Origin of the sequence: Chitinophaga sp. CCNWYY40, assembly GCF_037483205.1 — a bacterium.
Classification (GTDB): domain Bacteria; phylum Bacteroidota; class Bacteroidia; order Chitinophagales; family Chitinophagaceae; genus Chitinophaga; species Chitinophaga ginsengisegetis.
Genome location: NZ_JBBHLF010000002.1, coordinates 768,265 through 787,888, shown reverse-complemented (window position 1 = coordinate 787,888; position 19,624 = coordinate 768,265). Strand labels below are relative to the sequence as shown.

General features: G+C 45.7%; 17 protein-coding genes. 11 read left to right on the top strand and 6 right to left on the bottom strand.

The window, feature by feature from the left end; genetic code table 11:
- Window positions 1–2 precede the first annotated feature (2 nt).
- Window positions 3–986 carry a FecR family protein gene (locus V7S65_RS08905; protein ID WP_336388515.1) on the bottom strand — a complete coding sequence of 328 codons (984 nt, stop codon included), beginning with the start codon at window positions 984–986 and terminating at the stop codon, window positions 3–5.
- A 72-nt stretch (window positions 987–1,058) separates the two neighbouring features.
- Complete coding sequence (locus tag V7S65_RS08900; protein ID WP_336388516.1) at window positions 1,059–1,601, bottom strand: RNA polymerase sigma-70 factor; 543 nt, start codon at window positions 1,599–1,601, stop codon at window positions 1,059–1,061.
- Between the two features lie 250 nt (window positions 1,602–1,851).
- Here V7S65_RS08900 and V7S65_RS08895 point away from each other — a divergent pair, with 250 nt between their 5' ends.
- On the top strand, window positions 1,852–2,523 hold the full coding sequence (locus tag V7S65_RS08895; RefSeq protein ID WP_133256188.1) for a hypothetical protein: 672 nt from the start codon (window positions 1,852–1,854) through the stop codon (window positions 2,521–2,523).
- A gap of 214 nt (window positions 2,524–2,737) precedes the next feature.
- Here V7S65_RS08895 and V7S65_RS08890 read toward each other — a convergent pair whose 3' ends face one another.
- Window positions 2,738–3,010, bottom strand: coding sequence for a hypothetical protein (locus tag V7S65_RS08890; RefSeq protein WP_111578219.1), 273 nt, complete (start codon window positions 3,008–3,010; stop codon window positions 2,738–2,740).
- Window positions 3,011–3,153: 143 nt separating this feature from the next.
- On the opposite strand from V7S65_RS08890, the gene V7S65_RS08885 reads away from it, so the two are divergent.
- The 6 genes from V7S65_RS08885 (at window position 3,154) to V7S65_RS08860 (ending at window position 10,750) form a co-directional block, all read left to right on the top strand.
- Entirely contained in the window at window positions 3,154–3,369 is a 216-nt protein-coding gene (locus tag V7S65_RS08885) for a helix-turn-helix transcriptional regulator (RefSeq protein WP_336388517.1), read from the top strand.
- A 293-nt stretch (window positions 3,370–3,662) separates the two neighbouring features.
- Window positions 3,663–3,992 carry a DMT family protein gene (locus tag V7S65_RS08880; protein ID WP_079471959.1) on the top strand — a complete coding sequence of 110 codons (330 nt, stop codon included), beginning with the start codon at window positions 3,663–3,665 and terminating at the stop codon, window positions 3,990–3,992.
- Between the two features lie 135 nt (window positions 3,993–4,127).
- Window positions 4,128–4,694: an RNA polymerase sigma factor gene (locus V7S65_RS08875; RefSeq protein ID WP_227024536.1), complete on the top strand. Its 567-nt coding sequence runs from the start codon at window positions 4,128–4,130 to the stop codon at window positions 4,692–4,694.
- Window positions 4,695–4,802: 108 nt separating this feature from the next.
- Window positions 4,803–5,834 (top strand): FecR family protein, encoded by a 1,032-nt coding sequence (locus tag V7S65_RS08870; RefSeq protein ID WP_336388518.1) that lies wholly within the window; start codon window positions 4,803–4,805, stop codon window positions 5,832–5,834.
- A 220-nt stretch (window positions 5,835–6,054) separates the two neighbouring features.
- On the top strand, window positions 6,055–9,297 hold the full coding sequence (locus V7S65_RS08865) for a SusC/RagA family TonB-linked outer membrane protein (RefSeq protein ID WP_336388519.1): 3,243 nt from the start codon (window positions 6,055–6,057) through the stop codon (window positions 9,295–9,297).
- A gap of 7 nt (window positions 9,298–9,304) precedes the next feature.
- Window positions 9,305–10,750 (top strand): RagB/SusD family nutrient uptake outer membrane protein, encoded by a 1,446-nt coding sequence (locus V7S65_RS08860; protein ID WP_336388520.1) that lies wholly within the window; start codon window positions 9,305–9,307, stop codon window positions 10,748–10,750.
- 123 nt (window positions 10,751–10,873) lie between these two features.
- Here V7S65_RS08860 and V7S65_RS08855 read toward each other — a convergent pair whose 3' ends face one another.
- On the bottom strand, window positions 10,874–13,243 hold the full coding sequence (locus tag V7S65_RS08855; RefSeq protein WP_336388521.1) for an ABC transporter permease: 2,370 nt from the start codon (window positions 13,241–13,243) through the stop codon (window positions 10,874–10,876).
- Window positions 13,244–13,479: 236 nt separating this feature from the next.
- Between V7S65_RS08855 and V7S65_RS08850 the strand changes: the two genes are divergently transcribed.
- The 4 genes from V7S65_RS08850 to V7S65_RS08835 are packed head-to-tail and all read left to right on the top strand — an operon-like array spanning window position 13,480 to window position 17,979.
- Entirely contained in the window at window positions 13,480–15,957 is a 2,478-nt protein-coding gene (locus V7S65_RS08850; protein WP_336388522.1) for a PIG-L family deacetylase, read from the top strand.
- 13 nt (window positions 15,958–15,970) lie between these two features.
- The gene (locus V7S65_RS08845; RefSeq protein ID WP_159454401.1) at window positions 15,971–16,147 is read left to right on the top strand and encodes a hypothetical protein; all 177 of its coding nucleotides are present in this window, start codon (window positions 15,971–15,973) and stop codon (window positions 16,145–16,147) included.
- A 3-nt stretch (window positions 16,148–16,150) separates the two neighbouring features.
- Entirely contained in the window at window positions 16,151–16,282 is a 132-nt protein-coding gene (locus V7S65_RS08840) for a hypothetical protein (protein ID WP_262488121.1), read from the top strand.
- Window positions 16,279–17,979 (top strand): sodium:solute symporter, encoded by a 1,701-nt coding sequence (locus V7S65_RS08835; protein WP_336388523.1) that lies wholly within the window; start codon window positions 16,279–16,281, stop codon window positions 17,977–17,979. The genes V7S65_RS08840 and V7S65_RS08835 overlap by 4 nt, the downstream gene beginning before the upstream one ends.
- A gap of 47 nt (window positions 17,980–18,026) precedes the next feature.
- On the opposite strand, the gene V7S65_RS08830 is transcribed toward V7S65_RS08835, so the two are convergent.
- Entirely contained in the window at window positions 18,027–18,878 is an 852-nt protein-coding gene (locus V7S65_RS08830; protein WP_111578212.1) for a DUF2911 domain-containing protein, read from the bottom strand.
- Between the two features lie 19 nt (window positions 18,879–18,897).
- Window positions 18,898–19,554 carry a response regulator transcription factor gene (locus V7S65_RS08825; RefSeq protein ID WP_079471950.1) on the bottom strand — a complete coding sequence of 219 codons (657 nt, stop codon included), beginning with the start codon at window positions 19,552–19,554 and terminating at the stop codon, window positions 18,898–18,900.
- Window positions 19,555–19,624 lie beyond the last annotated feature (70 nt).

The following is a 19,624-nucleotide window of genomic DNA, read 5'->3' as shown; positions in this document are numbered from 1 at the left end:
TATTAGTAGATGTCTACCAGGTCGTTTTTATGCGAAATGTTAATTTGAAGGGTTTTTCTCATAATGTCCAGTACTTCGTCCAGCGACATGTTGGGGAAGGTAGCCAGCAGTTTTTTATCAGCCAGTTGCTGATTGCTGATCTTGATCTGTACATTATAAAAATCTTCGAGGGCGTCCGCCACTTCTGTGAGCGGGGTATCATCGAATGTTAAGGTCCGGGTTTTCCAGGCCAGAATATTGTTGTTCTTTTTATGGGTACGGGTATCTATTTCGCTGCCATTATGTTTCAGAGAGGCTTCCACACCGGGGGTAAGGATTACCTTTTTCTCTGTGCCTTTGTAGGCGGCGCTTACTTTTCCTGACTGCACAAATACTTTAACGCCACTGTTGGCGGCTTTTACGTTGAAGGCCGTACCGAGTACCTGTACTTCTACTTCGGGGGCATTTACAATGAAGGGGAGGGCGTCGTTTTTGGTAACATCAAAAAAGGCTTCTCCTTTATCTATTTTAATTTGTCTGTTATCTTTTCCAAATCCTCGGGCATAGCGTACCTGTGTATGAGCGTTGAGGTAGAGCATAGAACCGTCGGGCAGGCGCAAACTATCCTGTTGCTGGGCGGTGGCGTAGGTTTTATACCCGCCGGGTCCGAGCCAGGTCCAGGTGCCTGCAATAAGCAGCACAGCGGCGGCGGCCCACCAGTACCTGCGGTCCATCCTGATTACGCGGGTATTTTTCTTTTGTGCAGGAAGCGCAGCAGCTACAGGGACCTTATCCAGCATGGTATCCAGTGCCTGCCATTGTCCCTGGGTGTCGAAAGCAGAGGCAGCAGGGAGCGGATCGCCGTGCCACATGCCTTTCATATCCAGGAAGATGTCCAGGTTACCAGCATCCTGTTGAATCCATTCGTTGAGCTGCATTTTGTGCTGCTCATTGTCCGGATCTTCCAGGTAACGGATCACTATATCTATGTCTGTTTGATTATTCATGGCTTCTTATTAGTAATACAACCAGGGAACGTTATACCATTAAGCGATAATAAAAAAAATTTCGGGCGCATCCTACGACTTATTAATAAGGTCTACCCGCAATCGTTTTAAAGCTGTGGTCAAATGGGCGTATACTGTATTGATAGAGATATTCAGTTGTTCGGCGATTTCGGCTGGCGACAAGCCTTTCAGGCGGCTCATTTCAAAAACACGGCGGCATTGTTCCGGTAATTTCTCCAGGGCAGAGCGGTATTTGGCTTCCAGTTCCTTATGTTCCAGCAGGGAATGATTATTTTCTGAGGGGCTGGCGGTTTGCATTTGCTCCTTGGCGTATACTTCCTTCCGTTGTTCTTTTTTTATGCGGTTTAAACAGGTGTTAACAGTAGCCCTTGCGAGATAATGATTAATAGGGGCTCTTTCATCCAGGTTTTCCGCACCTTTCCACAAGTTGAGGAAAACATCCTGTACCATATCATTCGCGTCGTCTTCATCTTTTACATACCGGACAGCTATATTATACATAGAAGGGGCGAACTGTTTAAAAACAGTTTCGAATACATCTTTGTTTCTGCTCCGGATGCCTTTTACTATTTCGTCGTTACTCAATTGCAACATGCTTTTGATCTTTTGTCTTGTTTCCGTAGTGCGAAGATAATTTTTAAAATTACTAATTACGAAAGCAGCCAGTATACTGTCTCATAATTCTTTTTTTCACTTTAACATTTCTTTGACTAATGGTAAGTGAATTGTCGGATGTATTGTTATTATACGGCAGCCAACGATGAGGGCATATAACAAAAACCATGCACATTCATCCGGGCCGGGGATATTCATCATAAATATTAACCATACAAAAATTGATGCCATGAAAAAATCAATTGTAGGAACGCTCGCTTTAGCAACAATGGTAATCGGAATGTCTGCTTTTAAAAGTGCTGATGTAACCGCAGTAAAATCTGTAGACAGCACTGCCGCAATGGTAGATTCAATTGCAACAGATTCCCTTGTTAGCCTTGATTCAGTAAAGGTTTTCAGTGTTGATTCATTACAGCGCCTGGATTCTTTAAAAGGATTTGATTCCTTAATGACAGTAGATTCCTTAATGGGAATCGATTCTCTCCAGAAAGTAGATTCCCTGAGCGGAATTGACTCATTGCAGAGAATGGACTCCTTACAGGTAGATTCCCTGAGTGGAATGGATTCCTTGCAGGTAGATTCTTTAACCGGAATCGACTCATTACAGAAGGTAGATTCTTTACAAGGTAAAGATTCCCTGAAAGTACTGGCTGTAGAAGGTGGTTCTATCACTGGTAAAATCACTCCTGCCGACAGTGCTACCGAAGTAGAAGCAGACAATGGTACAGATAAGCTGAAAGGCGCTATCTCCCAGGGTGCATTCACTATCCCGGCTGCAAAAGCAGGTGCTTACACCATTACTATTCTCGGTAAAAGCCCTTACAAAAATGCCGTGATCAAAGATGTAAAAGTTGAAGACGGTAAAGCTACCGATCTGGGCGAAATCAAATTAGAACAATAGTTTTTAATAATGAAATAGCAACCAACAACACAAAATCAGCCCATGATGGAAAACCCATTTTGGTTTGATGCAGGGGGGCCTCTTACGGTCCCTCTTTTTTTTTGTGCGCGGAGGTTGTCTTTCCCGGGATTAGACGGATTAGATTGATTACGCTGATTTTATTTTTTTTCTGATTTGGGGGAGAAATAATGTTGGGTTAGCAGCTAATGTGTTCTTATTTTTTTTGGGAGATGACAAAGGCGGCCTCTATAAGCCGGTATAGCTCCGTAAAGCAGGACATCACTTTCATTCGCTCACTCACAGCGCTATAGGGACTGCCAGGGTTTGTAAGGGCTTCGGTTTGTACAGAGGAGAGGATATCGTTGGTTTCGCCCGGCCCAAATAGCTCAAAGTAGTTTTTCAGGACTGTTTCCGGAGAATGATATTCTTCTTCGGATAGGCGAAACGGATTTTGGTTAAAAACAAAGATGGTTAACGGAGATTGCATGGTTGAATGTTTACTTAAAGGTAATAATTATTAATTAATAATTAATAAAAGTGGTCTATAGGATTATATTTATTTCTTTGTAATTAATATATGCCTTTAAAAGAACTACATTTTGTTATCTTTAGTGTACAAAATGTAGATTGATGCCTGAAAAGACATTTAACCGGATCAAAATAATGATTGTCGAGACGGGGAGGAGTAACAACTGGTTGGCAAAAGAGCTGGGAGTAAGCATAACCACCGTTTCAAAATGGTGTACCAATACAATGCAGCCTACCATTGAATCCTTATTTGAAATCGCTGCTGCATTAGACGTAGATGTACGGGAGCTATTGGTTAGCACAAAGAAGTACTCTTAATTATATTATAATAAATCCAATACATCGTCTATATCTGCTTACATCTCCTCAAATCTTTTAAATCCAAAGTGATCAAATCCCTAAATCAGTATAATCAGGTTAATCCTGAGTAAGACAACATCCGCTTTACCCCATACTTCTCCAGTGCGTAGGACATGCGTCGCACATGCGTATCTCATGGACTATCCATACTGTTCCCATGGACTCCTCATGGACTCCTCATGCACTATTAATGCACTATCCATGCACTATCAATGAAAAAATAATAGTTTTGCGCAAATTTTAAATCACACATGCGCACCATTATCCTGCTCACAGTCTCCAATACTTTCATGACTTTCGCCTGGTATGGCCACCTCAAACACCAGGATGTGGCCCTCTGGAAGGTAATCCTCATCAGCTGGGGCATTGCTTTCTTTGAATACTGCTTTATGGTGCCTGCCAACCGTTATGGCGCCCAGGAGGGTTTTAGCGGCTTCCAGCTCAAAACCATCCAGGAAGTAATCACCCTCACCGTTTTCAGCATCTTCGCGGTCACTTTCCTTAAAGAACCCCTGAGATGGAATTACCTCGTATCGTTTTTCTTCCTCATCGGTGCCGTGTATTTTATGTTTAAAAAGTAGTGCGGTAATAAAGCAGAAAAGCCTATATACTTTAGAATCAATTCATATTATACAAAAAAAGATGTAAGACAAGATCAAATTAAAAAAAAATCTGTATTATCTTTAGGGATCAACTTTCAACCAAAAACCAAATCATTGAGGGAAGAAGCTAATATACAGCTACTGGTGGAACGGGTGGCATCTCTAGGGGATGAACAGGCTTATAAAGCATTGTTCAGGTTGTTTTACAAGCCGCTGAGTCAGTTTGCCTTTTCCATTGTGAAGTCCTGGGAGTCTGCGGAAGAAATTGCGTCAGATGTGTTTATGAACGTCTGGAAGCAACGGGAACGCCTGCTCCAGGTAGATAACCTCCGGGTATACCTCTATGTATCCACTAAAAATATTGCCCTCAACTACTTAAATAAGGCAGCCCGCACCCAGCACTTCAGTCTCGATGAAGTAACGGTAGACATCAGCGTGAGCTACGCCACACCGGAACAGATCTTCATTTCCGGGGAAATGGTGAAAAGGATAGAAGCCGCCGTAAACGCACTCCCGCCCAAAAGGAAGATGATCTTTAAACTGATCCGCGAAGATGGTCTTAAATATAAAGAGGTAGCCCAGATCCTCGATATTTCTGTGAACACCATTGATGTGCACATGGCCCAGGCACTCAAAAAAATCAGCGAGGTAATTAACCTCTCCTTCATCAAAACAAAATAATTTAAATTTTTTTTTAGACGGAGTAGTAGATTCTTTCAATTTACTTGTCCTTCTATATAATCATGCTTTTGTATCATACACATGGAACAGGAAAGAATATGGCTTTTGATGGGAAGGAAAGTATCGGGCGAGGCCACGATGGAGGAGTTGCGTGAACTGGAAGCATCATTGCAGAAAGACCCGGATCTGAGATATAAATTATCCGTATTAAGCAACTGGCCGCAGCCAGCCAGCAATACAGAATGGGAAACCAGAACGGAACGTGCATTGGATAAACACCTGGAAAGAATGCAACAGGAGTTTCCACAGGAAGAATTACCCGTTAAAAGAGTAAGAAGGAATTTCCGCAAATGGGTGGCTGTTCTTTCTATACTGGTAGTGGTACTGGGAGGCTATTGTATTTATCTCTTATCAGTAAAGTATCCGCAAAAAGCCGGAAAAGCAGCGATGGCGGCCATTTATACCCGCGATGGCTCCCGCTCCCGGGCACAATTGCCCGATGGAACGGAAGTATGGCTCAATGGCGGCAGCCGTTTAACCTATGATCCTGATATGAACAACCTGGGCAACCGGGAAGTTACTTTGGAAGGAGAAGCGTTTTTTGATGTAGCGAAGAATGCAGCCAAACCTTTTTCTATCCATACTTCCAAAATGGATATCAAAGTATTGGGCACCTCCTTTAATGTAAAAGCATACACAGGGGATCATACCACGGAAGCTACGCTGATCACCGGCGCAGTGGAAGTAACACTGAATGATGGCGTGGAAAGGAACGTGAAACTGGCGCCTAATCAAAAGATCATCTTACACCACACACCAGCAGATAAACTGACCCAACCCAACCTCATAGCAGGCTATAAGGTAGAAAATATTCGCAGTAACGCGCAGGACAGCATGGTGGCGGAAACCGCCTGGTGCGACAACTACCTCGTGTTCGACAACGACAACTTCGAAGATATTGCGCTGAAAATGGAACGCTGGTATGGTATTAAAATCCATCTCAACGGTAACAAGTTAAAAGACTACCATTTCACCGCCACTTTTAAAAATGAATCGTTTTCAGAAGTGCTGGAAGCGCTGAAGGTTACAACATCATTTCATTGCAGGATAGTAAGCAATGAAGTATTTATTACCCAGTAAAGGGGGAAAGTCAATAGAAAATCGATACCTCTCAGATAAAAAAAAGGGCAAATGCTGCAAACATTTACCCCTTTTGTTGAGATCAAACGGCAGTTAGCTTCACTTGGCAATGTAGTCCTGTCGTAGTTTTATGACCTTTTACAACCTAAATGTATGGAAAAAAATCATACATTATGCAATCCTTTTGCGTCTAAAAACATAGGGAAAAGTTGTACTGATAATGAAACTGGTGTCCTTTATTATTCTTATTACCTGTTTGCAAATAACGGGGAATGTCTTCGGTCAACAGGATCGTCGCATTTCCATCAAAGCAGATTCATTGCCATTGACACGGCTGCTGAAGATGATCGAAAAGAAAAGCGGTTACCGTTTTGTGTATCGCAACGATCTTATTCCGGCAGGAAAAAAAGTGTCGGTGAATGAAACCAATGCTTCGACTGAAGATATTTTAAAGAAGATACTGAAAAACACCGGCCTCACATTTAAGCAGCTTTCTGCCACCCTTGTGGCAATAGCGCCTGAAAACAAAGAGATCAGGAATATCAGTATCAACGGAACGGTAACAGATGTTTTCGGACATCCGCTGCCAGGTGTGAGTTTGCGTATTGCAGGGCTCAATAAGGGAACTACTACAGATGAGAATGGAACATTCCATATGGAAGCGCCTTCCTCAGCAACGTTGATCTGTTCTTTCATCGGTTATGAAGAACAGCGGGTAACGGTAAACAATACCGCTCCTCTCAACATCATGCTGAAAGACGATTCCAAAGGATTGAACGAAGTGGTGGTAGTGGCTTATGGCGTGCAAACAAAAAGTTCTTTGACAGGTTCAGCTACTATGGTAAGTGCTTCATTGTATGATAAAGCGCCCCGTAGCAGCTTCCAGGAAAGCTTACAAGGCAATGTACCCGGCTTACAATCTACCAATGGTTCCGGCCAGCCCGGATCCATACCCAGTATTCACATACGTGGTATAGGTTCTATTACCGCAGGCAGCTCGCCACTTTACGTGGTAGACGGCACACCTGTGGTAACAGACAACCTCACCGATTATAATGTTAATTCCCTCGCAGGAATTAACAGCGCTGATATCGCTTCTATCTCTGTTTTAAAAGATGCAGCTTCTGCGTCGATCTATGGCTCCCGCGCTGCCAACGGCGTAATATTAATTACAACGAAAACCGGTAGCCTGGGCAGAACAAAGATCAGCGCAACCGTACAAAGAGGCAGCAACCAGCTCACCATTCCGCAGGCCAACTATCCGCTCAATACCAAAGAGATGATGGAACTCCTCCGTGAAGGATGGGCGCACAAAGCAGATGGCACCGGCGAAGCAGGTTTTCAACGGGAACTCCGCGCACGTGGTGTGGATACTACCGTTAATACCAACTGGATCGATGTGCTAACACGCCACGGAAGCTATACACAGGCTAATCTATCTGCCGCAGGCGGAAGTAATAAAACAAAATTTTATGTTTCCGGCGGCTTATATGATTCCAAATCAGCCCTGAAAGGAGTGGACTATAAACGTATGACGGGTAAGCTCAACCTGAGCAACCAGGCCACCAACCGCTTATCGTTCGACGTTAACCTGTCGTTATCCTACCAGCGCGCAAACGCAGTAGGAGATGTAGGACTGATGGCCAACCCGGTACGCTCACTCGTTCGTTTGCAACCGTGGCTGAAAATTTATAACGCAGATGGCAGCTACGACTTCAGCTACAACAACACCTTTAACCCGGTGGCCGTACTGAATGGCGATACCCGCACAGGTACCATCTATGGCCTGCTCGGAGGCGCCGGCGCCAAATACGCCTTCACTGATTTTCTTTCCTTTGAAACGAAGATCAGTCTCGACCTGAACTACGCCCGCAGCAATTCATTTTTTGCACCGGGATTCGGGGATGGAAGAAATACCAATGGCTGGGTATCGGTGAACAACAGCCTGTGGAACAACTGGGTATCTACCAATATCCTGCGGTTCAACAGGAGATGGGGTTACCACGGGATCAACACTTTTGTAGGATACGAAGCGCAGAAAACTACCAACAGCGGCAACGCGTCAGCAGCATCTAACCTGCTGCCGGATCTGCAACTGCTGGCAGACGCCTCCAAACCGGAAAGTGTATCCTCTGTATCCAGCGCCAATTCATTAACAGGACTGTTTCTGAATAACAGCTACGATTACAAACAGAAATATTACCTGACAGCCTCCATCCGGAGAGACGCCTCTTCGAGGTTTGGCCGTCAGAAAAGAAGTGCCGCATTCTGGTCCATCGGAACCGCGTGGAATATCTACCGCGAGCCATTCCTCCAGAATGTAAACGTTATTAACGAACTAAAGATAAGAGCGAGCTACGGCAGCAACGGAAACCAGGCTATTGATAACTATGCTTCATTGTCGCTGTATAGTCCGGCAAATGATTATGACGGGAAACCGGGGTATGTGCTTACGCAATACCCCAATCCCTTCCTTACATGGGAGCAGAACAGGCCATTTAATATAGGACTCGATTTTGCCCTGCTTAAAAACAGGTTGTCCGGTACGGTGGAATATTATAACAGAACCACTTCACGGCTACTGCTTAATGTACCGGTATCTTCTGCAAATGGTATTACCACTGTTTTTAGAAATAACGGAGAGATGAAAAACAACGGCTGGGAAATATCTCTTTCCTCCCGCAACATCATCGCAAAAAATGAAAATGAATTCTCATGGCGTACAGATGCCAACATCTCTACGCTGAATAATAAAATTACCCGGCTGGATAATCCGATTACCAGCGTGCCGTACAAAAGGGAAGTAGGTACTGATTTCTACCAGTTTTTCCTGGTAGGATTTGCAGGAGCCGATCCGAAAACCGGTGAAGCACTGTGGTATAAAGATGCGTCTAAAACCACTACCACCAACTCTTACGGCGAAGCGCAACGGTTTAACCAGGGAAGCGCCCTGCCAAAATTTTATGGCGGCGTTACCAACTATTTCAGCTACAAAGGATTTGATCTGAGCTTCCAGTTCTTTTATAACTGGGGAAATAAAGTATACGACAACTGGGGCACATTCACAGAATCAGACGGCAGCGGGGGATTTGGCGGCGGCGCAAAAATGTCGCGCCTCATCTACGAAAACCGCTGGCAGAAACCCGGTGATATCACCAACGTACCCAAAGTAGTATTCGGTGGCACACAATCGGGGTTAAGCAACCAAAGCTCGTCCAGGTTCCTGTACGACGGCAGTTTCATCCGGCTGAGGGATGTGATGCTGGCTTACAACCTGCAACAAAACTGGTTAAGGAAAGCCAACATCAACGAAGTGAAAATATATGTACGCGGCAATAATTTATGGACGTATGTAAAAGACAAGTATCTCACCATGGACCCGGAAGTACCGGTAACAGGGGATTACGACCAGCGTCCGCCGGTATTTAAAACCTTCCTGGTAGGATTGGATGTAAACTTTTAAGGTATTCATGCAAAAGAAATATATATACGGGGTACTGATATTACTGGCTGGCTTACTCGGCGCCTGCAGCAAGGATTTCCTTGATCAGAAGCCGGATCAGTCAACAGAAACAGGCCGCGCTATTACCGACCTGCCCGGACTGCGGGCAGCCATTAACGGCGTGTATTCGCTGATGCAGAATGAAAATTATTATGGACGTACCATGCCGCTGCTGCCGGATCTCCGGTCCGACAATGGTTTTATCAGCGTCATCAACAGCAACCGGTATCGCAACCAGGACCAGTATATTGTTACGGCCAACGATCAGTATACTACCGATTCATGGAACCAGTTATATGCTGTGGTAGCCAATGCCAATATGGTAATTATGAAAGGGCCTTACATTTCCCTGTTACCATCGGCCGCCGACAGCACAGAGGCAAAACAGATTGTGGCAGAAGCATACGCATTGCGGGCGCAGGTGTTCTTTGATATAGCGCGCATGTTTGCGCAACCGTATAATTATACACCCGGCGCCACTCACATGGGAATTCCTATTGTGACCATCACCAACGTGGATTCGGTACAGTCGCCCTCACGCAGCAGTATAAAAGATACGTATGCGCAAATCATCCGCGACCTCACCACGGCGATCAGCAGGTTCGAAGAAAGCAAAAGCACCGCTTTCTCTTCCGGACGTATTAATGTGTATTCTGCCAAAGCGTTGTTGTCGAGGATATTGTTGTATAAAGAAGACTGGCAGGGCGCCGCCACTTACGCGAACGCAGTGATCCAGTCCAATAAATACGCATTATTGCCCAACGAAAAACTGGTGAGCGATTTTAAGATCACCAACAACAATGAAACAGTTTTTGAAATCATCAATACCCCGGTAGATAACCGGAACACGGATGGCTTAAGTTATATGTTCAGCCAGGATGGATACGGTGATGTACTCGCAACGAATAACATCTACAATATTTACCAGGCAACAGATGTAAGAAGGGATTTTCTGCAGAAGGGTAAGCGCTCCGGCAACGGTGGCGAAGATCCGGCTAACATCATTACCAAATACAAAGATGTGAGCACGTTTACAGAAAGTATTAAAGTGATGCGGCTGGCAGAATTGTACCTGATCCGTGCAGAAGCAGCAGCACACCTTGGAAGCACCGCGGAAGCACAGGCTGACCTGCAACTGGTGGCACAACGCGCCGACCATAATGCGCCGCCGGTAACCGTTACCGGACCGGCACTCCTGGACGCAATCCTGTTGGAAAGAAGAAAGGAACTGGCCTTTGAAGGGCACCGGCTGTTTGACTTAATCAGAACAAAACGTTCATTCACCAAATACCTGGCGAGTGACAAAACGATACTGGTAGTGTGGCCTAATACGAAAGTAATATTGCCCATACCACAAAGAGAACTGGATGCTAACCCCAACATACGCAACCAGCAGAACGAAGGTTACAATTAAATCTAAACCGCCTTTGTTAATAATTGGTTTTTGCTTACGAGCTGGTTGGATTTTTGCTTATGAAGAAATAAAGGCCCGGTGGTTCTCACCGGGCCTTTTCTATTTATGTACTAACGTTAACGCCTATTCGGATTTCAAACTCTTCACCGGGTTAGCCAATGCTGCTTTCACTGATTGGAAACTGATGGTGAGGAAGGTGAGCAGGATAATTGAAATACCAGCAATTAGAAACACGCCCGCATCTATATGAATGCTGTAGACAAACCCTTTCAACCATTGCGAAGTAGCCCACCATGCCACGGGGAAGCCAATCAGCATAGCGATTAATACCAGTCGCAGGAAATCTTTTGACAGCATCATCACAATAGTGCTCACCGTAGCGCCCAGTACTTTCCGGATGCCAATTTCTTTGTTTCGCCGCTGCGCGGTAAAGGCCGCCAGTCCGAATAAACCAAGACAGGAGATGAGAATCGCCAGACCTGCAAAATATTTTGACAACCGGGAGATCTGGTTTTCTGCAGCATATAAAGTCTGGTATCTTTCATCCAGGAACTTATATTCAAATGAGAACCCTGGATTCATTTGCAGGTACAATTCCTGCAGCCTGGCTATCACGGCTTTCTCCCGGCCTGTTTGTATTTTAATCATAAAGCGGTTGGCGTCCTGGGGAGCCAGCAGAAAAAACAGCGGCTTTACCTCTTCATGAAGCGATTCAAAATGAAAATCCTTCACAACTCCTCCAATCCGCATGTTATCTCCCCATAATTTAACCTGCTTTCCAATAGGGTCTTTCATCCCCATGAACTTCACTGCTGCTTCGTTGAAGATGAGCATGGAACTATCTGCGCCAAAGTCGCGGGAAAAATCCCGGCCTTCTTTTATTTTTATATCCAGCGTTTTCAGCAGGTTATAATCTACAGGTACCACTTCAAATTCGGTGGCATCCTTCAGATCTTTTCCTGGCCATATCACGTCGGAAGTACCGCTGCTATGACCAGTCAACCCATGCCCCATACCTGAGGCGGTTGTTACGCCCGGTATCTCTTTCACCTCAGCAAGAAAACGTTCACTTACCTCATACTGCGACAGCTTTCCTTCTCTCGGAAACGTAACAATATGGTCCCTGTCGTAGCCAAGATTTTTTGTCTGGATAAAGCTGATCTGCCTGTAAACAACTAATACCGCAACGATCAGTATAATAGAGAGGGAAAATTGGAAGACAACCAATCCTTTCCGGATCAACAGTTCTCCTGCAGAGCCGTTGATCTTTCCTTTCAATACCGCAGCAGGCTTAAAACCTGAAAGATGAAATGCAGGATAACTGCCCGCTACCAAACCAGTAAAGAGTGTAATGCCAAGTCCTGCCAGTATCAATGTTTTATCAAAATGGTACAGCGAAAGCTGCTTCCCTGTAATATTATTGAAAACCGGAAGGAACAATATCACCATTAGAATAGCGAGCAGCAGAGACGCAAAAGCCATTAACATAGATTCTCCGAGATATTGAAGAATAAGTGTGCCACGGCCGGCGCCCATTGCTTTTTTAATGCCTACCTCTTTTGCTCTGCCGGATGCTTTGGCGGTAGACAGGTTCATGAAATTGATACAGGCGATCACTAGTATAAAAATGGCAATGATGGAAAACAGGCGTACATAGTCTATCCGGCCTCCCACCTGGATACCGTTCTCATAGCGGCCATACAGGTAGTTCTCTGAATAGCGCTGAATGAATGGCGTACGGTAAGTAATTTCACTGTTCGTTTTAACCTTAATGTAGTTGGCGATTTTAGCATTGAACTTGTCAACGTTGGTGCCCGGCTTTAATGTTATAAACGTATAATACCCTGTATTGTCCCAATTATTGGCGTTTTGCTTTATCATATCCAGTGCACGGACGGGTAAAACAAAGTCGAATTGTTCAGACGAATGTTGATCAGGCGCCTTAAATACACCGGAAACAACAAATTTTTGCTGATGCTGATGGTCTACTGTTTTACCTACCACATTTTTGGAGCTGCCAAACAATTTGGTAGCCATTACATCAGATAACACAATAGATGTTGGATCTGCCAGCACCTGATCCGGATTTCCCTCAATCAGATCATAAGAGAACATATTGAAAAAATCTTTGTCGGCGTATTTTCCTTTAGTCCTTATGCCATCATCATCTTTTACAGAGAGTGTAGATGCCCTCAGGGGAGATATATAGGCGGCATATTCTACCTCAGGCATGTCTTTTTTCAAGGCTTCGGGCATAGGTACCGGAGATGATTTCGCCGTCCAGATGCCGCTTGCCTGCACCCTGTTTTCCAATACCTGGAAAAGCGTGGCGTCTTTCTTATGGAATTTGTCAATGCTCAATTCATCCTGCACCCACACATAAATCAGGAGCGCACAGGCGAGTCCCGTAGATAAACCAATTAAGTTAAGAAAAGCAAACCGGCGGTCTTTGATCAGATTGCGCCAGGCAACCGTCAGGTAGTTTTTTAGCATAGCAGAGAATATGTGGTTCGTATGGCTCCAAAGAGGATGCCATTGCCCGGGACACATATAAACCAAAATAATGTATATTTAGAATATATTTAAATTGTTCGTTTTTGATACAGTCACTGTTCATATATGTACCTGGAAGACAACTATCCTATGTTCTGCTACGTTCATCATATTTATCTTCCCGTCCCACTAATTAATTATTACTTTTGGCCATCTGTAAATTCACGTACCACCAAATGTTTATAAGACGATCTACCGCACTGGTTATAATTTTATTGGCAGCATTGGGTTTACCCGCATTGGCACAGCCTTCACCTGTATGGAACGCAGCCGACATAAAACTGCAATTAAAAAAGTTAGATACGCTGGGAAGCGTATTATACATTGCCGCCCACCCGGACGATGAAAATACCCGTTTGCTCGGTTACCTGGCAAAGGAAAAACTGTATCGCACCGGCTACCTGTCGCTCACCCGCGGTGATGGCGGGCAAAACCTGGTAGGTAACGAACAGTCAGAATTACTGGGCCTGATCCGTACGCAGGAACTGCTGGCAGCACGCCGCATTGATGGAGCGGAACAGTTCTTTACCCGCGCGCAGGACTTCGGCTTCTCCAAAAATCCACAGGAAACATTTACCATCTGGAACCGGGAACAGATCCTGGGAGATGTAGTATATATGATCCGTAAATTTCAACCGGATGTGATCATCTGCCGCTTCCCGGCCGATAGTCGCGCCGGGCACGGACATCATACAGCTTCGGCCATGCTGGCGGAAGAAGCGTATAGCGCCGCCGCCGATCCAAAACGCTTTCCGGAACAGCTCAAAGTAGTAAAACCCTGGCAGGCCAAACGCATCCTCTGGAATACCTTCAGCTTTGGCAATGTAAACACTACTTCCGACGACCAGTTTAAAATAGACGTAGGCGCTTACAACCCATTGCTTGGAAAAGGCTTCGGGGAAATAGCCGCTGAAAGCCGCTCCCAGCACAAGAGCCAGGGATTTGGCGTACCGGCATCCCGCGGCACCTCGCAGGAATACTTCCTGACCATTAAAGGTAACACACCAAAAAACAGCTTACTCGATGATATCAATACCAGCTGGACAAGGATTTCCGGCGGCGCTAAAGTAGGCGCCCTTGTAGACGCCGCACTGGCCGCTTACAACATGGAAGATCCTGCCGCCTCCGTACCGGCCCTGCTGGAAATACGCAGCGCCATCCAGGCTTTACCCGAAGGATACTGGCGCAACCTCAAACTGAAAGAAACCGAGCAACTGATTTATGCCTGCGCAGGCTTATGGGCAGAGGCATACAGCACATCGCCCACCGTAGTGCCCGGAACCAATATGGAAGCCACCGTGCAGCTGATCAACAGGGGACCGGTAAAAATAACATTGGATAAGATAGATCTGCCCGGCAACACCAACGCAGGTGATCCGCAGCCACTGGCCTTCAATAAATTTACCAGCATCTCCAAAACACTGCAGGTACCCGCCAACACGCCGGAGTCGCAACCTTATTGGCTGGCCGACGCACACCCGGTAGGTACTTACATCATCAATGATCCGTTGCTGGTAGGCAACCCGGAGAATATTCCTGCACTGCAGGCGCAAATCCATCTTACTATCGGCGGACAACCATTTACCATTGCACGCGCCTTACAATATAAATACACCGACCCGGTAAAAGGAGAACTATACCAGCCGCTGGTAATAGCGCCACCGGTAGTAGCCGATCTCAGCAACCAGGTATATATTTTTACAGATACCAAAGCACAGTCGGTGCCGGTGAAACTCCGCGCCATGGCCGATAACACACAGGGAACGGTACGCCTGCAATTACCCGCCGGCTTTACTGATGGCAACAGCCAGCCCTTCAGCTTAAAACAGAAAGGGGATGAGGTGGAACTCCGGTTTGATATCAAGCCGGTTAAAGGAGTTGCAGAGAATCATGCAGATACTTTTACTGTTGTAATGACCTGTAACGGTAAAGAATATACGCAAAGTTTACAGCAGATCCGCTACGATCATATTCCCGTAATCACCCTGTTCCCTCCGGCACAGGCCAGGCTGGTATCCGTTAACCTGAAACATAACGGCAACCGCCTCGGATATATCCCCGGTGCCGGCGATATGGTGGCGGCATCGCTCCGCCAGGTAGGATACGATGTAACCGAGCTGGGCGAAAAAGATATCATGAATGGCAGCCTGCAACAATATGATGCCATTATCACCGGTGTGCGTGCTTATAACGTAAACGCACGTATGAAATACTGGCAGCCAAAGCTGATGGAATATGTAAATAACGGCGGCAAACTGGTGATCCAATACAACGTGAATGGCTCGCTGGTAACCGGTAACCTGGGACCGTATCCGTTCGGACTGTCGCGCGACAGGGTAACAGATGAAAATGCCATGGTAACCTTCAATAACCCGAAAGACCCGGTGCTGCATTATCCAAACGAAATTACCGCCGCCGATTTTAACGGATGGGTACAGGAAAGAGGATTATATTACACGGCTAATGCCGACAAAGCATATGATAAGCCTTTCAGCATGAACGACAAAGGAGAAGGCCCGCTCGATGGATCTACCCTCGTTGCCCGCTATGGCAAAGGATGTTATGTATATACCGGCTTGTCATTTTTCAGGCAGCTGCCAGCCGGCGTACCTGGCGCCTATCGTTTATTTGTAAACCTGATTTCTGTAAAATAGGGGATGAAAGAAAATGAGTAAGAAGCATCAACAAAATCGTCCCAGGCTGAAGATCGCTGCCGGCTTTTGTATTATCCTCGGCTTGCTGATCGGATTTACCATCAAGCGCGTGCAGGTGGGATTGATCATTGGTATTGCACTGGGACTGTTGACCAGCAGTATGTGGACTAAAAGCAATTCAAACGATTAAACTATGGCAGCAGATAACCTGCAGGAAGAAAAACCGCCGTTGTTTCCATCATGGGGGTGGTGGTACGTATTGGTAATAGCCTGGTTGCTGTTACTGGTAGTACTCTTCTACTTATTCACCAAAACATTTTCATGAGTCCTTTAGATTGGATGGTACTGATTGGTACCCTCACTGTAATTATATTTTATGGTGTCTGGAAAAGCCGTGGCCAGCGAAACATGGAAAGTTATTTCCTGGATAACCAGTCTATGCCCTGGTACATCATTCTGCTGTCGATCATTGGTACCCAGGCCAGTGCTATTACCTTTATATCAGCGCCCGGCCAGGCTTATACGGACGGGATGCGCTTTGTACAATATTACTTCGGCTTGCCCCTGGCAATGGTAGTGCTTTGTATTACGTTTGTTCCCATCTTCCATAAACTGAAAGTATATACGGCTTATGAATTCCTGGAGCAACGGTTTGATCTGAAAACACGTACCCTCGCGTCTTCATTATTCCTGATCCAACGCGGTTTATCAACCGGTATCAGCATCTGCGCACCTTCTATTATCTTGTCGTCCTTACTGGGCTGGAACCTGTACTGGACAAATATGATCATGGGCGGATTGCTGATCATTTATACCGTGGCGGGCGGTACCCGCGCAGTGGCCTACACACAAACGTTCCAGCTGGCCATCATCTTTGGTGGTATGTTCCTCGCCGGCTGGATGGTGGTTCACCTGTTACCGGCGGATATTGGTTTTAAACAGGCGTTGCAGGTATCCGGTAAAATGGACAAGCTGAATGTGATTGTGACGAAATTCGACTGGCAGGATAAATACAATATCTGGAGCGGGGTGATAGGAGGGTTCTTCCTGGCGCTGTCGTACTTCGGTACGGATCAGTCGCAGGTGGGCCGGTACCTTACTGCGAAATCGATAAAAGAAAGCCGTATGGGCCTGCTGATGAATGGCCTGGTAAAGGTGCCCATGCAATTCCTGATCCTGCTGATAGGCGCCCTGGTATTTGTTTTTTACCTGTATTTCCGTGCGCCCATTTTCTTTAATGAAGCACAACTGGCAAGGGTGCATAAAACTGAACAGGGGCCGGCGCTGCAGAAGCTGGAAGACCAGTACAATGAACTGGGTTCGTTGAAACAGCAGCAGGTAAAGCAACTGGCCGCTGCGCTGGAAACAGACAACCACGCACAAATTGCCTCCGCAAAAAAAGCATTGCAGCAAACGGATGATCAGTCGCAGGAGGTAAGAACGGAAGCGCTGTCGCTCATCAAAGAATCGGACCCCACTGCAGATACCAACGATACCAACTATATATTCCTTCACTTTGTGGTGAACAGTTTGCCGAAAGGACTGGTGGGATTACTGATTGCCATCATCTTCCTGGCCGCATGGGGCAGTATTGCTGCGGCGCTGAATTCGCTGGCGTCTACCACGGTGATTGATGTGTACAAAAGATTGTACAACGAGCATGCATCGGAAGAGCATTATCTCAAAATATCCAAACTATGGACATTGATATGGGGTGTATTCTGTATCCTGGTAGCGCAGTTTGCGGGTAGCCTGGGTAGTTTGATCGAAGTAGTGAATGTACTGGGTTCCTGGTTTTACGGGGTGATCCTGGGTATTTTCATGGTGGCTTTTTACCTGAAGCGGGTAGGCGGCACTGCTACTTTCTGGGCGGCTATTATTGGGGAAATAGTGGTGTTGGTGATTTACTGGACCGGTACGGTGTCTTTCCTCTGGCTTAATGCGATTGGCTGTATGCTGGTGGTATTGCTGGGTTGGATCTTCCAGTATTTTGTTAAAGAGAAAGTAATAAAAGAGATATAAAATAAAAGCTATTACAGCAGATATGATCCGCTGTAATAGCTTTGTGCTTATTTTAAGGTAGCCAGTAACTTTTTGTTCAACGTTACATAGTCGTCGTTTTTAGCAGTAGTAGCCAGTTCTATTGACTTCTGTGCTGCTTCTTTTGCTACTTTCACATTTTTAGCTTTCGCATTGATGCGGGCTTTCTGATACCATATCCAAAAAGCGTCTGGGCTTTGTGTAGCAGCCTCATTGATCCATTCTACCGCTTTGTTGATGTCTTTACCATTTTCATAGTAATACACCGCTGCCTGGAAGTAAGGTTTCTTTTCGGCGTTCTGCATGGCATCGTTGATCTGTGCGGTAATTTTATCGTCGATGTCCGCTTTGATCACTACGGGTACTTTGGTTTTATCCCAGCTAAGGGCCAGTACCACGGAATTGGAACGTACATTTTCAAATCCGATGGTAAAGCTTTCCTGGCTGAAAGGAGTGGCAACGGGTTTTACGTTTACACGGGCCACATCGTTTTCAGGTTTGTAAGCGGCGGGGCTGGTTACATCGAGGCTGCTGGTCAGGATAACGGTCCATGACTGTGCGCCGGGGATAGAAAGTAAACCATATTTACCAGCTTTCACGGGTACGCCGCCAAAAGTTACATCTTCTCCGAAGGTAACGGTGGTAGCGCTGTTGGCGCCGGTTCTCCAAACTTTACCATAAGGCACCAGGTCGCCCATGATTACACGGCCGTTTTTCAGCGGACGGGAGTAGCTCAGCTCTATATTGGATAAAGCGAAGTCCTGTTTAATGGTTTGCGTAGGACTTGGCGCAGGCATTTTAATGCCCTGGGCCAGGGTAGTGCCGGCATACAACAGCAGCATAGCGCCAGCTGTAGCGGCAAAGGTTCTGATAGTACTCATATTTGGTGGGTATTTAAAACTATTCTATTAATCCGTTACGGAATGCATACAGTACCAGGCCAACGCTGTTTTTAACGTTGATTTTTTCCAGTAGTTTTTGACGGATACCCTCTACAGTACGGGGGCTCAGGAAAATCTGTTCAGAAATTTCCTGGGTAGTCAGTTCATTGCAGATCAGCTTCAGTACTTCCTGCTCCCGGTCATTGAGCTGGATTTCGTTTTTGAGTGTTGGCTTAAATTGCTGTTTGTTTTTGTGTAATACTTTTTTAAGCAGTGCCAGGTTTACGTTATCATTAAAGTAAAATCCTTTTTCAAAGGTAGTACAGATGGCTTCATAGATCTCTTCCGGTTCCGCGTTTTTCAACAGGTAGGCGTTGGCGCCGTTTTCCACCAGGTGTACAATGAAGTTGTCGTCTTCGTACATGGTGAGTATAATGATCTTTACGTCAGGATACTTTTCCTTTACCTTAATGGTAGCTTCGATGCCATCCATATTAGGCATTTTAAGATCCATCAGAATAACATCCGGTTGTTGTGTTTCCATGATCTGCAGCAGATGCAGGCCGTCGTCGGCTTCAAAAACGAAGCTGATATTTTCATAAGGAATCAGTGTGTTTATGACTCCACTGCGGAAGATCTTGTGATCATCAGCAATGGCCACTTTTATGTGTGCCATAGGTGGACAGTTAGAAGATTTGCTATTATTTTATTTAGAATAAATTACTATGAGTCATGTCGTTACAAGC